General features: G+C 55.2%; 13 protein-coding genes. 4 read left to right on the top strand and 9 right to left on the bottom strand.

Annotated elements, in window-relative coordinates; all coding sequences use genetic code 11:
* Positions 1–269: 269 nt before the first annotated feature.
* The gene (locus ACETPC_RS08325; protein ID WP_380180376.1) at positions 270–932 is read right to left on the bottom strand and encodes a hypothetical protein; all 663 of its coding nucleotides are present in this window, start codon (positions 930–932) and stop codon (positions 270–272) included.
* Positions 933–1,121: 189 nt separating this feature from the next.
* On the bottom strand, positions 1,122–3,398 hold the full coding sequence (locus tag ACETPC_RS08320) for a molybdopterin guanine dinucleotide-containing S/N-oxide reductase (protein WP_380180374.1): 2,277 nt from the start codon (positions 3,396–3,398) through the stop codon (positions 1,122–1,124).
* A 250-nt stretch (positions 3,399–3,648) separates the two neighbouring features.
* Here ACETPC_RS08320 and galR point away from each other — a divergent pair, with 250 nt between their 5' ends.
* Positions 3,649–4,650, top strand: coding sequence for an HTH-type transcriptional regulator GalR (gene galR / locus ACETPC_RS08315; RefSeq protein WP_380180373.1), 1,002 nt, complete (start codon positions 3,649–3,651; stop codon positions 4,648–4,650).
* On the opposite strand, the gene lysA is transcribed toward galR, so the two are convergent.
* On the bottom strand, positions 4,647–5,900 hold the full coding sequence (gene lysA, locus ACETPC_RS08310; protein WP_380180372.1) for a diaminopimelate decarboxylase: 1,254 nt from the start codon (positions 5,898–5,900) through the stop codon (positions 4,647–4,649). The genes galR and lysA overlap by 4 nt on opposite strands.
* 120 nt (positions 5,901–6,020) lie before the next feature.
* Between lysA and ACETPC_RS08305 the strand changes: the two genes are divergently transcribed.
* Entirely contained in the window at positions 6,021–6,941 is a 921-nt protein-coding gene (locus ACETPC_RS08305; protein ID WP_380180410.1) for a LysR family transcriptional regulator, read from the top strand.
* Here ACETPC_RS08305 and ACETPC_RS08300 read toward each other — a convergent pair.
* Positions 6,938–8,101 (bottom strand): MFS transporter, encoded by a 1,164-nt coding sequence (locus tag ACETPC_RS08300; RefSeq protein WP_380180371.1) that lies wholly within the window; start codon positions 8,099–8,101, stop codon positions 6,938–6,940. The genes ACETPC_RS08305 and ACETPC_RS08300 overlap by 4 nt on opposite strands.
* Between ACETPC_RS08300 and ACETPC_RS08295 the strand changes: the two genes are divergently transcribed.
* Both ACETPC_RS08295 and ACETPC_RS08290 read left to right on the top strand, forming a co-directional pair.
* Positions 8,100–8,327 (top strand): hypothetical protein, encoded by a 228-nt coding sequence (locus ACETPC_RS08295; protein WP_380180370.1) that lies wholly within the window; start codon positions 8,100–8,102, stop codon positions 8,325–8,327. The genes ACETPC_RS08300 and ACETPC_RS08295 overlap by 2 nt on opposite strands.
* Positions 8,328–8,543: 216 nt before the next feature.
* Positions 8,544–9,167 carry a serine protease gene (locus tag ACETPC_RS08290; protein ID WP_380180369.1) on the top strand — a complete coding sequence of 208 codons (624 nt, stop codon included), beginning with the start codon at positions 8,544–8,546 and terminating at the stop codon, positions 9,165–9,167.
* Positions 9,168–9,175: 8 nt separating this feature from the next.
* On the opposite strand, the gene ACETPC_RS08285 is transcribed toward ACETPC_RS08290, so the two are convergent.
* The 5 genes from ACETPC_RS08285 to ACETPC_RS08265 form a co-directional block, all read right to left on the bottom strand.
* Complete coding sequence (locus tag ACETPC_RS08285) at positions 9,176–9,871, bottom strand: aspartate/glutamate racemase family protein (RefSeq protein WP_380180368.1); 696 nt, start codon at positions 9,869–9,871, stop codon at positions 9,176–9,178.
* A 114-nt stretch (positions 9,872–9,985) separates the two neighbouring features.
* Positions 9,986–11,506 carry a lysine--tRNA ligase gene (gene lysS / locus ACETPC_RS08280; RefSeq protein ID WP_380180367.1) on the bottom strand — a complete coding sequence of 507 codons (1,521 nt, stop codon included), beginning with the start codon at positions 11,504–11,506 and terminating at the stop codon, positions 9,986–9,988.
* Between the two features lie 9 nt (positions 11,507–11,515).
* A protein-coding gene (gene prfB, locus ACETPC_RS08275; RefSeq protein ID WP_380180366.1) for a peptide chain release factor 2 occupies positions 11,516–12,614 on the bottom strand; the annotation gives its coding sequence in 2 pieces (ribosomal slippage) (positions 11,516–12,538 and positions 12,540–12,614; 1,098 coding nt in all).
* A gap of 126 nt (positions 12,615–12,740) precedes the next feature.
* On the bottom strand, positions 12,741–13,139 hold the full coding sequence (locus ACETPC_RS08270) for a type II toxin-antitoxin system HigA family antitoxin (protein ID WP_380180409.1): 399 nt from the start codon (positions 13,137–13,139) through the stop codon (positions 12,741–12,743).
* Positions 13,139–13,438, bottom strand: coding sequence for a type II toxin-antitoxin system HigB family toxin (locus ACETPC_RS08265; RefSeq protein WP_380180365.1), 300 nt, complete (start codon positions 13,436–13,438; stop codon positions 13,139–13,141). The genes ACETPC_RS08270 and ACETPC_RS08265 overlap by 1 nt, the downstream gene beginning before the upstream one ends.
* Between the last annotated feature and the right edge of the window lie 51 nt (positions 13,439–13,489).

Here is a 13,489-nt window from a genome sequence, read left to right as displayed (position 1 = left end):
CACAGGGTACGCAGATAAAAAAAACCTGCGCATCTGCGCAGGTCGGTGAAACAAAGTAATTTTGATGTTCACCCATCAATACCTCTGGGACTTCAACTGTAGCAATCGCACCCGCGCGCTCGCCACTGCGCATTCGCAACAGTTGCCCGCAAAATGTAACCAGCCATGTGATTTATAGGCACTTTTGCAACTTTTACGGCCGACGCTGCCTGGCGTTCAGATAAAAACCCCGCGTGCAAAGCTTGCTACATAGCGGGAATTCTCTGGCATCAGAAGCGGAAAAAGAGTTTCAGAGTAGCGGGAATAGCAGGGATAAGCTGCGCGAAAATGACTGCGCTAACGACCCAAAGAATAATCGAACTCTTCATTTCGCTAACTAAGGTTCTTGTATCGCTAATGGCAACTTTTAATTCATTGATTTGCTTTTTGAAATCACTATTGTCCCTTTTAATTTCTTCCCTGAGTGCATGATTGTCCTCCCCGAGCTCGTCTCTGAGTGTACTGATATCACTTTTAAGCTCTTCCCTGAGCGTGCTGATATCATCTTTAAACTCTTCTCTGAGCGTGCTGATATCATCTTTAAACTCTTCTCTAAGCGTGCTGATATCATCTTTAAACTCTTCTCTAAGCGTGCAGATATCATCTTTAAGCTCTTCTCTGAGTGTGCAGATATCATCTTTAAGCTCTTCTCTGAGCGTGCAGATATCATCTTTAAGCTCTTCTCTGAGTGCACGATTGTCCTCCCTGAGCTCTTCTCTGAGCGTGCAGATATCCTCTTTTGTCGCATAATTTGATTTAATTACGGCAATATCAATGCGAATTTCCGTTATGTCCTGTTCCAGTTTCCTTACGCGGCTCTGCATGCTATCTCCTCCTCCCTTACCGCCATCCCCCCAATAGCCGGGGAATGGCAACGTCTCCATTTGGTACATGCTTATTCCTCCCTGATGCTGACGTCATGGCGGTTTGCTACGCCTTTTTCTTAACGGCTCAGCAGACCAGGATTTTTTTTGCTCCTTTTCAAAATAACCGAGCCAGCTGCTGGCCCAGTTTTTTTAACCGTTTTTGGTCGCAAAATCAACCATTATTTTCCTTTAAAAACAAATGGTTACGCAAAACAGTTACGCGTTTTCCGGCCTCGCCTTTTTGATCTCCACCAGGCAGCTCATGGCGTTCGGCCCCTGCGTCAGCGAAGAAGTGCCGATATCCAGCGTCAACACGTTGGGATTGCCTGCGCGGTCGAACGGCTGCCAGGCTTTGCCGAAGCCCGGATCGAACCAGGCGCCGGTAGCAATCAGCACCACGCTGCGGCTGACGCCTTCCGTAAGCCTGACGCCAGCCAGCATGCGGCCGCGATCGTTGCTGACTTCAATAACGTCGCCGTCGGCAATCTTACGCGCCCCGGCATCTTCTGGATGCATCCATAACGTTTCCCGTCCGGCAGTTTTGTTTGCCTGCACCGTGGGCGTGGCGTCCATCTGGCTATGCAGGCGATCGCCCGGCTGTATAGAGATCATATGTAGCGGGAAACGCTGGCTGATTTCCGCGCCCAGCCACTCCTGCGGCGGTCGCCATTCCGGATGCGGCGCGAAATCCTTCAGGTCGAAGCTGGCGATAGTTTCGCTGAACAGCTCGATTTTGCCGCTGGCGGTTTGAATAGGGTTTTTCTGCGGATCCCGGCGAAACTCTTCCATAAAGACGAAGGGCTTGCCACCTTCCGGCACTTCCACATAGCCCTGCTGCCAGAACGTCTGAAATTCTGGCCAGTCTACGCCTTTGCGCTGGTGCGCCACCGCACACTGCTGATAAAGATGTTCGATCCACTGCGCTTCGTTGCGGTTTTCAGTAAAGGCTGCGCGATAGCCCAGCCGTTCTGCCAGGTCAGCGAAAATATCAAAATCATTGCGCGCCTGGTGCTGTGGCTTAATCGCCTGATGCATCGCCAGCACAAAGCGGTCGCGGGAAGACCCGCCGATATCGTTGCGCTCCAGCGTAGTGGTAACCGGCAGCACGATATCCGCCATCTGCGCAGCAGGCGTCCAGACGATATCCTGCACGATCACCGTATCCGGCTTCTGCCAGCCTGCCACCAGCCGGTTCAACTGCTGATGATGATGGAATGGATTACCGCCCGCCCAGTGAATCAGGTGGATATCGGGATAGGTTTGTGTTTGGCCCTGGAACGCATAGGGCTCGCCCGGATGCAGCAGCATATCGCTGATGCGAGCGACTGGAATAGCCCGATCGGCAACAGGATTAACGCCGGTGGACATCAATGGCGCTGGCCCTTCCATACGCGGGTTACCCACGCTGTTCATAGAGCCATGCCCAAAGGAGAACCCTGCGCCAGGCAAGCCTGGCTGGCCCAGCATGGAAGAGAGCGCGATCATCATCCAGTAAGGTTGTTCGCCGCGATGAGCGCGCTGAACGGAATAAGAGCTGGTGATGAAGCTGCGCTTGCCGATAAGCTGCTTAGCCAGCAGTTCAATGCGCGCTGCGGGAATGCCGGTGATCTCGCTGGCCCAGCGCGGCGTTTTCGCCACGCCATCGCTTTCGCCCAACAGATAGCCGCGCAGCTGCGGATAGCCAGTACAGTGCGAGGCCAGAAAGTTTTGATCCGCCGCGCCCAGCCGTTCTATTTCATAACCCAGCGCCAGCATTAGCGCCACATCGGTATTGGGTCGGATGGGTATCCATTCGGCATTAACGAATTCCGGGCAATCATCGCGCATCGGGCTGATATTGATAACCGGCGTGCCTTTGGCCGCTAAGGCCAGTAGCGCTGGCTTCAGGCTGTGCTCGCCTGCCCCGCCGGAAGCAACCTGGCTATTTTTCAGCGCCAGGCCGCCGAAGGCCAGAAAGATTTCGCAGTGTTCAATTACTTCCGGCCAGTCGGTCACTCTGCCGGTCAGCGGCATGTAAGTGCCAATAATATAAGGCAGGAAAAACTGCGCGGCGCCCCAGCTGTAGTTACCCAACTGATCGATGCCGCCGCCGCCGGTAAAATAAAAGCGGCGAATTAACGTGCGGGCATGGTTAACGCGGCCTGCCGAAGACCAGCCGTAGGAACCGTTGAAAATCCCTTCCGCGCCATAGCGATCGCGGATCCGCCGGTTCTCTTCCGCTACCAGATCCAGCGCCGTTTCCCAGTCCACTGCCACAAAGTCTTCACGTCCGCGCAGCGTGCGGTCGCTTTTCTCGCGTGATTTAAGCCAGGAGCGGCGCACCATCGGCTGGCGAATACGTTTGTCTGAGTAGACCAGCTCGGGAATGGTGTTCAGCATCGGCGAGGGATCGCGGTCGGCGAAAAAAGGTTCGCAGCGCTGTAGCTTGCCGTTTTCAACTACGGCGTTAAAGGCGCCCCAGTGAGCGAGGTGCGGTACTTTTTTTATAGTCATGGCGGGATCCGGCAGGTGGTGTTGTCGGGCTACAGGCTACCATTTTTCGTTTATTACAGAAATCTCTCTGCGGCTTTCGCCGGGGCTGTTTTAAAAACTATGCAGGCAAGCAGCAACAAGGTTTATGCGCCGTAGCTGGCTGGCGTACGCTTTTCATCGGCTTTGCGACACCGCCAGCATTCTGTCTGCTTGAAGTAACAGGAAATTTCCGCAACACTGGAGCTATGTAAACGTTTACCCTGGAAGGTTTATGGCTACCATTAAAGATGTTGCCAGGCTCGCGGGCGTCTCTGTCGCTACGGTTTCACGCGTGATTAATAACTCGCCGAAAGCCAGCGAAGCTTCACGCCTGGCCGTTAATAGCGCTATGGAAGAGTTGCAATATCATCCTAACGCTAATGCGCGTGCCCTGGCGCAGCAGTCAACGGAAACCATGGGGCTGGTGGTAGGCGACGTTTCCGATCCCTTTTTTGGCGCGCTGGTCAAAGCGGTAGAACAGGTCGCCTACGGCACCGGCAACTTTTTGTTGATTGGCAACGGCTACCATAACGAGCAGAAAGAGCGCCAGGCGATCGAACAGCTGATTCGCCACCGCTGCGGCGCGCTGGTGGTGCATGCTAAAAAAATTCCCGATGCCGATTTAATCCCGTTAATGAAGCAGATCCCCGGCATGGTGCTAATTAATCGTGCGTTGCCGGGTTTTGAAAAGCGCTGTATTGCGCTGGATGACCGTTACGGCGCCTGGCTGGCGACGCGTCATTTGATTCAGCAGGGCCACCAGAATATCGCTTTTATTTGCTCAAACCATCCCATTTCGGACGCGGACGACCGCCTTCAGGGCTACTACGATGCGCTGAAAGAACATAATCTGCCCTGCAACGATCGGCTGGTGGCTTTTGGCGAGCCGGATGAGGTTGGCGGTGAACAGGCGATGACGGAACTGCTGGGGCGCGGCAAGGCTTTCAGCGCCGTTACCTGCTATAACGATTCCATGGCGGCCGGCGCGCTGGCGGTGCTGAGCGACAACGGCGTGCGAGTGCCGGAAGAGATGTCGCTGATTGGCTTCGATGATGTGCTGGTTTCGCGCTATGTGCGCCCAAGGCTGACCACGGTACGCTACCCCATAGTCACTATGGCGCAGCAGGCAGCGGAGCTGGCTTTAGCGCTGGCTAACAACCAGCCGCTGCCTGAAATCACCAATTTATTTAGTCCGACGCTGGTGCGTCGCCATTCGGTTGGCTCGCCGGGCTAGATTTCCAGCGCCAGCAGCTCCTGAACGGTCTGCGGCCGGCGGATCTGGCGCGGCTGACCGTTTTCAAACAGTACTTCCGGCAGCAGCGGTCGGCTGTTGTAGTTAGAGGACATAGAAGCCCCATAAGCGCCCGTATCGTGGAACACCAGATAGTCGCCAGGTTTAACATGCGGCAGCGCGCGGGTTTCTACTTTGCCGCCTTCCAGCTGGGTGAAGACATCGCCTGATTCGCACAGCGGCCCGGCGACTACGCTGTCGATGGTCTGGCTTTCATCCAGCTCGCGTCCGTCACCGGCGATGGCGGAAATATGGTGATAGCTGCCATACATCGCAGGCCGCATCAAATCGTTAAAACCGGCATCCACCAGCACAAAATGGCGGCTACCCATCTGCTTGACCGCCCTAACCTGAGAAACCAGCACGCCAGATTCCGCCACCAGAAAACGTCCCGGCTCGATCTCCAGCTTAACCGGATGGCCCAGGTGCTGCGCAACGCGCTGGCGCGCCGCATCCCACAGCCCGAAATAGTGCGCGGTATCGATCGCCTCTTCGCCAAAGCGATAGGGAATGGAGAGGCCGCCGCCCGCTGAAATCGCCTGGAGATCCTGGCCGAAACCGATCACCAGGCTGACCATAGCGTCGCAAACCTGCTCCAGATGGCCATAATCGACGCCGGAACCTATATGCATATGGATACCGACCAGCTTCAGCTGATGCTGCTGAATGGCGGCCAGCGCCAGCGCCAGATCCCCATGCCAGATGCCGTGCTTGCTGTTTTCGCCGCCCGTATTGGTTTTCTGGCTGTGACCGTGCCCAAAGCCAGGATTAACGCGCAGCCAGACTTCATGTCCCGGCGACACTTCGCCAAGCTGATGCAGCATATCGACCGAGCCTGTATTTACCGGAATCTTCAGCTCCGTCAGGCGAGCCAGCGTAGGTTCGTCCAGCAGGTCAGCGGTAAAGACGATCTCTTCGCCGCCAGGCTGGAAGCCCGCCGCCAGCGCGCGCTCTACCTCTCCCAGCGACACAGAATCCACACGCACGCCCGCAGCGCGCATTATCTTGAGGATATGGATATTAGAGCAGGCTTTCTGCGCAAAGCGCACCACATCGAATTGTTGCAGCTGGCCGATGCGTTCGCGGATGACGTCGGCATCGTAAGCCCAGACCGGGCCGCCGTACTGGCGCGCCAGCGGCAGCAGATTAGTTTGGGTCAGAGCAGTTTCGGTGGTGCTAAGCGGGCGTGGCATGGGGCTTTCTCCTGTAAATAATAGTGTTATTACGCCACGCCATTCTCATATTGAAAAATATCTGTTTTACGCTTGTCTATTCATTCATGATATGGAAAACCTTTTTTGCAGAGAGCTTTTATGGCTGGCGTCACGCTACGGCATATTGAAATTTTTCACGCGGTTATTACTACCGGGAATCTCACCGAAGCGGCGGCGCTACTGCATACTTCCCAGCCTACCGTCAGCCGCGAGCTGGCCAGATTCGAAAAGCTGACCGGGCTAAAGCTGTTCGACCGGGTGCGCGGTCGCCTGCAGCCGACTGCTCAGGGACTACGGCTGTTTGAAGAGGTGCAGCGCTCCTGGTACGGCCTGGACAGGATTATCAATGCGGCCGAAAGCCTGCGGCAGTTTCGCCAGGGCGAGCTGTCGATCGCCTGCCTGCCCGTGTTTTCGCAGTCGCTGCTTCCCCTGCTCTGCCAGCCGTTTCTGCTGAGCTATCCCGACGTCAGCCTGAGTATTATTCCGCAGGAGTCGCCGCTTCTGGAGGAGTGGCTGTCGGCCCAGCGTTATGATTTAGGCCTGACGGAAACCAGCCAGACGCCAGCCGGCACGGTGCGCAGCGAAATTTTTACCGCTAATGAGGTCTGCGTACTGCCGCAGAATGATGTGCTGGCAGAGAAAAATTGCCTGACGCCGCAGGATTTCGCAGGCAGGAATTTTATCAGCCTGTCGCAAACGGATAGCTATCGCCAGCTGCTGGATAAGCTGTTCAGCGAGCATGGCGTGCAGCGCAGAATGGTAATGGAGACGCACAGCGCAGCTTCGGTCTGCGCTATGGTCAGAGCGGGCGTCGGCGTGTCGATAGTGAATCCGCTGACCGCGCTGGACTATGCGGGCAGCGGCGTGGCGATCCGCCGTTTCAGTATTGAGGTGCCTTTTACCGTCAGCCTGATTCGGCCACGGCATCGCCCTTCCTCAACGCTGGTTGACGCTTTCAGCCTGCATTTGCAGCAGCGCAGCGGCCTGTTTAACCAGCGTCTGGCAGATCTTCTTCGTTAAGCGCAGACCGTCTGTCGTTGTCCTTTGGCGCGCCGGAAAGTTAACAAGCAGATCAACAGACCAATTGCGGCCAGCACGGCGGCGGCAACCGGGACAGAAGTCAGTCCATAGCCGCCGTTAATCACCGCGCCGCCTGCCCAGGCGCCAAAAGCGTTGCCGACGTTGAAAGCAGAGATATTCAGCGTTGAGACCAGGTTCGGCGCCTCTTTACCGTGGCGAACGACGTTGATTTGCAGGCCTGGCACAGTGGCGAAAGTGGCCATTGCCCATAAAAACAGGGTAATTTCCGCCAGCCATAGCGCATGGCTTGTCCAGCTAAACGCCAGCGAGAACAGCGCAATCAGCGAGAAGCTGAGGATCAGGCTAAACGAGACTTTCCAGTCGGCCAGTTTACCGCCCAAAATATTGCCGACGGTCAGGCCTCCGCCGATTAAAAACAGCGTCCAGCTCACGCCTTTGTTACTGATACCGGTGACCTGTAGCAACAGCGGCGCGATATAGCTGAACAGCGCGAACATAGCGGCGGCGAAAAATACCGTCATCAGCAGCGAAAGCCACAGCTTGCCGTTTGCCAGCGCGCCGATCTCGCTCGCCAGATGCACCGGTTTTTCTTCACGGTTGACCGGCAGGCTGACAATCAGCGCAATGAAAGCCAGCACGCCGATAACCGCTACGCCCCAGAAGGTCGCACGCCAGCCAAAGAGCTGGCCGAACCAGGTTCCCAACGGCACGCCAAGTACGTTAGCCAGCGTCAGACCAGTAAACATCAGCGCTACCGCAGAAGCCTGCTTGCCCGGCGCTACCAGGCTGGCAGCCACCACGGCGCCAATACCGAAGAAGGCGCCGTGGCAAAGCGCGGTGATTACTCTTGCCAGCATCAGCAGATTGTAGCTGTAGGCGAGCGCGCACAGAATGTTGCCGATGATGAAAATAGTCATCAGCAGGATTAGCGTACGCTTGCGCGGTAAGCGGGCCGTCAGCAGAGCCATAATGGGCGCGCCAATCGCCACGCCCAGCGCATAGCCGCTGATTAGCCAGCCCGCAGAAGGAATGCTGACGTTGAGGTCGCCCGCCACTTCCGGCAGCAGGCCCATAATAACGAATTCCGTGGTGCCGATGGCGAAGGCGCTCAGCGCCAGCGCCAATAAAGAAACGGGCATGTTTTATTCTCCGGGAAGATTTTTTCCACCAATAAAAATCGGCGGGAAAAGACAAAAGAAAGTATTACAAAGTGTTAATTTTGATTCACATCACAACATAGAGTTAAGCACAGCTCGTCAAGGACTTACAGCCTTTTACCGGCAACAATCCTTTGCCTCAGAGGCAATAATCAAGGCTGTTACCCGCATTTTGGCATGGTTTCGCTGTTCTGTTGATTGGCTATAATCGGAAAGGGAAACCGTTTTTCTTGTAAAAAATGGTCGCGTAATACACGGATTGAGACGCCATCCATTACGAAAAATTATCAATTATCTGATAATCATTTGACGCAGAGTGAGGTTAAATAGGTAAAGTTTTCTGAGTGTTGGCCGATACCTCGATGATGGATGCACCGGGCGTTTATTGAGCTGGGCTTGTTCGATTCGTTACCGAGGAGTGAAGATGCGACTGGCTATTTGCCTGCTGACGCTGAGTATCGCCGGGTGCTCAGTAGGAAAATATGAGTACAGCAGCGAAGCAGAAAAACGTGTGGATATGACCGTTACCGGTATTCCGACCATTCTGGGCGTTGGCACGCTGGGCACGACTATTCCGCTAACCGCTGATTACAGCCTGACGGCGGCGCACGTAGCGAAATACTCGCTCTACCGCGTCAAGGCCCGCCATCCTGAATGCGATCTCGCCGTGGTTTACCATAAAAACGGCAATATTCCTGCGCCGAATTTCCGTAACGGCTTTATGGGCGACAAGATTAATATGTATGGCTACAGCTTTATTTCCGCTATGCCTGTCGCCTCAACCGGCACCAATCTGGTTAATACCGGGCTAAAGAATGACTGGAATAAGCTGAGCTGCGTGGTTGTGGCGACCAATGCGGGCGTGGTGCAGGGCATGTCGGGCGGCGCAGTCTATAATGCCTCTGATGATTCAGTCGCTGGCGTCATCGTTGGCTATTCCGACCGTATTAACGATATCAAAACAGGAAAGACGCTCTATAAGAACGTCTCTTTATATGTGCCCTATGCTCGCTTTAAAGACTGGCTGAACGAGGCGGTGAAATCCTGAGGGCCGTATCAGGTCGCCGAAAGCATAAATTCCACCGCCATAGCGGCATGTAGAACGGTGGTATCGAAGACCGGCACGGGGCAATCTTCTGCTTTCAGCAGCAAACCAATTTCGGTACAGCCAAAGATAACGCCCTGCGCGCCCTGCTCTTTCAACGCTTCGATAGCCTGTTGATAATATTTTTTAGCCTGCGGCGTGATAACGCCATGACAAAGTTCGGCGAAGATAAGGCGATGGATCTCCTGACGCTGCTCCTCATTTGGGATTAGGGTTTCGATACCTGCGCGCGCCAGCCGCTCACGGATAAAGTTTTGTTCCATTGTGTAGCGGGTTCCCAGCAGCGCTACGCGAGTTAAGTTCTGCTCCCGTATTGCTGCCGCTGTCGCGTCCGCTATATGCAGCAGCGGCAGCCCGCTGCGATCTGCAACAGCATCGGCAACTTTATGCATGGTATTAGCGCAAATCACGATGCCTTCCGCGCCCGCCTTTTTTAACGCCAGCGCCGCCCCGGCCAGCAGCAGCCCTGCCTTTTCCCAGTCGCCGCTTACCTGACAGGCTTCTATCTCAGCAAAATCGACGCTATAAAGCGCCAGCTTCGCCGAATGCAGGCCGCCCAGCCGCTGCTGTACTCCTTCGTTGATCAGCCGGTAATAAGGGATGGTCGATGCCCAGCTCATACCGCCAATCAGTCCCAGCGTTTTCATCGTAGTTCTCCGGTGTGCGGCTTGTGCCCTGTTGTTGCTTAATCCTTAAGCTTCGCACGGCTACAGGCATAAAAAAAGGGGCGAAAGCTCGCCCCTTGATGTTGCTACCGTCTGTTACTTGCCTGAAGGACGCAGCGCCGGGAACAGGATCACGTCGCGGATGGTGTGGCTGTTGGTGAACAGCATAACCATACGGTCGATACCGATGCCCAGACCCGCCGTTGGCGGCAGGCCGTGCTCCAGCGCGGTGACGTAGTCTTCGTCGTAGAACATCGCTTCGTCGTCGCCTGCATCTTTGGCATTAACCTGCTGCAGGAAGCGCTCGGCCTGATCCTGCGCATCGTTAAGCTCGGAGAAGCCGTTGCCGATTTCGCGGCCGCCGATAAAGAATTCAAAGCGATCGGTAATTTCCGGGTTCAGGTCGTTACGGCGCGCCAGCGGCGAAACCTCCGCCGGATATTCGGTGATAAAGGTTGGCTGGATCAGATGGCTTTCCGCCGTCTCTTCGAAGATCTCGGTCACCACTCGACCCAGGCCCCAGCTCTTCTCGACCTTGATACCCAGCGACTGCGCGATGGCGCAGGCTTTGTCGAAATCATCCAGATCCGCCAGGTTAGTCTCCGGACAGTATTTCTGGATCGCTTCTTTCATCGTCAGTTTTGCAAACGGCTTGCCGAAGTCGAACTCCTGGTCACCGTAAGGCACTACGGTAGTGCCCAGCACGTCCTGCGCCAGGGTGCGGAACAGGCTTTCGGTCAGTTCGATCAGATCTTTGTAATCCGCATAGGCCATATAGAGTTCCATCATGGTGAACTCAGGGTTATGGCGCGGCGAAATACCTTCGTTACGGAAGTTGCGGTTGATTTCAAACACGCGATCGAAGCCGCCGACCACCAGACGCTTCAGGTAAAGCTCCGGGGCGATACGCAGATACATGTCGATATCCAGCGCGTTGTGATGGGTGATAAACGGACGCGCGGAAGCGCCGCCTGGGATCACCTGCATCATCGGGGTTTCCACTTCCATAAAGTCGCGGCCAACCATAAAGCTGCGGATGCCCGCCATGATCTGCGAACGAATTTTAAAGGTGTTACGCGATTCGTCGTTCGAGATCAGATCCAGATAACGCTGGCGATAGCGGGTTTCCTGATCTGCCAGGCCGTGAAACTTGTCCGGCAGTGGACGCAGTGCTTTGGTCAGCAGACGCAGTTCGCTACAGTGGATAGAAAGCTCGCCGGTTTTGGTTTTGAACAGCTTGCCGCGAGCGCCGACGATATCGCCGAGATCCCATTTTTTAAACTGCTCGTTGTAGATGCCTTCCGCCAGATCGTCGCGGGAAACATAAAGCTGAATGCGGCCGCCCACATCCTGCAGCGTGACGAAGGACGCTTTGCCCATAATACGGCGAGTCATCATACGGCCAGCGACGCTGACCTCTACGCCCAGCGCTTCCAGCTCTTCGTTTTCTTTTGCGTCGTATTCCGCGTGCAGCCTGTCGGAAAGGCTGTCGCGACGGAAATCGTTGGGAAATGCCACGCCGTTCTCACGCAGCGCGCTCAGTTTTTCGCGACGCGCTTTCAGTTCGTTGTTCAGCTCAAGTGCGGCGTCGGCGCCCTGCGGTTGTTGTTCTGACATGTCAGTTCCTTATAGCCCTGCTTTCAAACTTGCTTCAATAAATCGGTCCAGATCGCCGTCCAGCACCGCCTGAGTATTACGGGTTTCCACGCCGGTGCGCAGATCCTTGATGCGTGAATCGTCCAGCACGTAGGAGCGGATTTGGCTGCCCCAGCCGATATCGGACTTGTTGTCTTCCAGCGACTGCTTCTCGGCGTTTTTCTTTTGCATTTCCAGCTCGTACAGCTTCGCCTTCATCTGCTTCATCGCCTGGTCTTTGTTTTTATGCTGGGAACGGTCGTTCTGGCACTGGGTCACGGTACCGGTTGGAATATGGGTAATACGTACCGCCGATTCCGTCCGGTTAACGTGCTGACCGCCCGCGCCGGAAGCACGGTAGACGTCGATACGCAGATCGGCTGGGTTGATCTCAATATCGATATCGTCGTCCACTTCCGGATAAACAAAGGCGGAACTGAAAGAGGTATGGCGACGGCCGCCGGAATCGAACGGACTTTTACGCACCAGGCGATGTACACCAGTTTCGGTACGCAGCCAGCCGAAGGCGTAGTCACCGCTGATGCGCAGCGTGGCGGACTTGGTGCCAGCCACTTCGCCTTCGGATTCTTCGATAACTTCGGTTTTAAAGCCTTTGGCTTCGGCCCAGCGCAGATACATGCGCACCAGCATGCTGGCCCAGTCCTGCGCCTCGGTGCCGCCGGAACCGGCCTGAATATCGATATAGCAGTCGGCGTTGTCGTATTCGCCGGAGAACATACGGCGGAACTCCAGCTCGGCAAGCTTTTTATCCAGCCCTTCCAGCTCGGCGACGGCCTCGTTAAAGGTTTCTTCGTCGTCCGCTTCCACCGCCAGTTCCAGCAGGCCGGAGACATCCTCCAGACCCTGGCTCAGCTGATCCAGTGTGTCGACCACCGCTTCCAGCGCGGAACGCTCTTTGCCCAGCGCCTGCGCGCGTTCAGGCTCGTTCCAGACATCCGGCTGCTCCAGCTCGGCGTTGACTTCTTCTAAGCGCTCTTTCTTGGCATCGTAGTCAAAGATACCCCCTGAGAACGCTGCTGCGCTCAGTGAGATCCTGAATTCGGTTCTTTACCGGATTAATTTCAAACATGATTTAGATCTTCAAAAGTCGGCAATGTAACTATGCAGTTTAACCGAATTTGCAGGGAGTTTGTAGCGTTTGCGCGGCAGCAATGTAAGGATATTAGCCACCGCGCCAGCCGGAAAAGCGGAGGGTTCAGGCTTGCTGACGCCTGGCCGTTTTCGCCGGATATTCCGCCACCAGCGAAGCCAGAGGAATATTAAACATCTTGTGCAGCTTGCGGATCATAGGGAGCGTCAGCGCGCGCTTGTAGTTTAGTACTTCGTAAACGCGGTTTTTTAGCCCTATTGCCGGCACAAGGTCATTAGCGGTCATGCCCATTTGCTCCATGCGAAACTTGATCGCCTCTACCGGATCGGGCGCCTCTATCGGATAGTGTTGCTGCTCATATTTTTCAATCAGCAGCAGCGTGACCTCTAAAAAATCGCCTGCCGCGGAGCCGGGCTCTGGCTCATCATCGAACAGCGGCGATACGGCAGCCAGCGCCTGCCGGTAATCTTCTTCCGTATGAATGGGCTTGATTTGATAGTGCATCATGTTTCCACCGTCTCAGCGTCAATCCTGTCATATTCGCTATGGGTACCGACAAACTTCACGTAGACCGCCTGAAAGCGACAGGCCACCGCGGCTATCAGTCTGTAGTCGTTGCCCTTGATCTGGAATATAACCCTGTTCTTTGGCAAAAAGTCCGCTGACGGATAGCGCCTTTTTATATCCTGAGGCGTTTGCCAGCTCACTTTTTTAACTTCATCAATCCAGGCCTTGAGCGGTTGCTCAGCCTGGTTATGGAGGGTCCAGAACTTCTTTAATGGCGCTAACGCGATAATCTTCACGTTCCCTCCCTGGATGAACGTTTAGTGAACTCACTATAGCAGTCCCATTAT

Source organism: Pantoea sp. sgz302252, assembly GCF_042610525.1.
Classification (GTDB): Bacteria; Pseudomonadota; Gammaproteobacteria; order Enterobacterales; family Enterobacteriaceae; genus Erwinia.
This window is presented reverse-complemented; position numbering and strand designations above follow the sequence as displayed.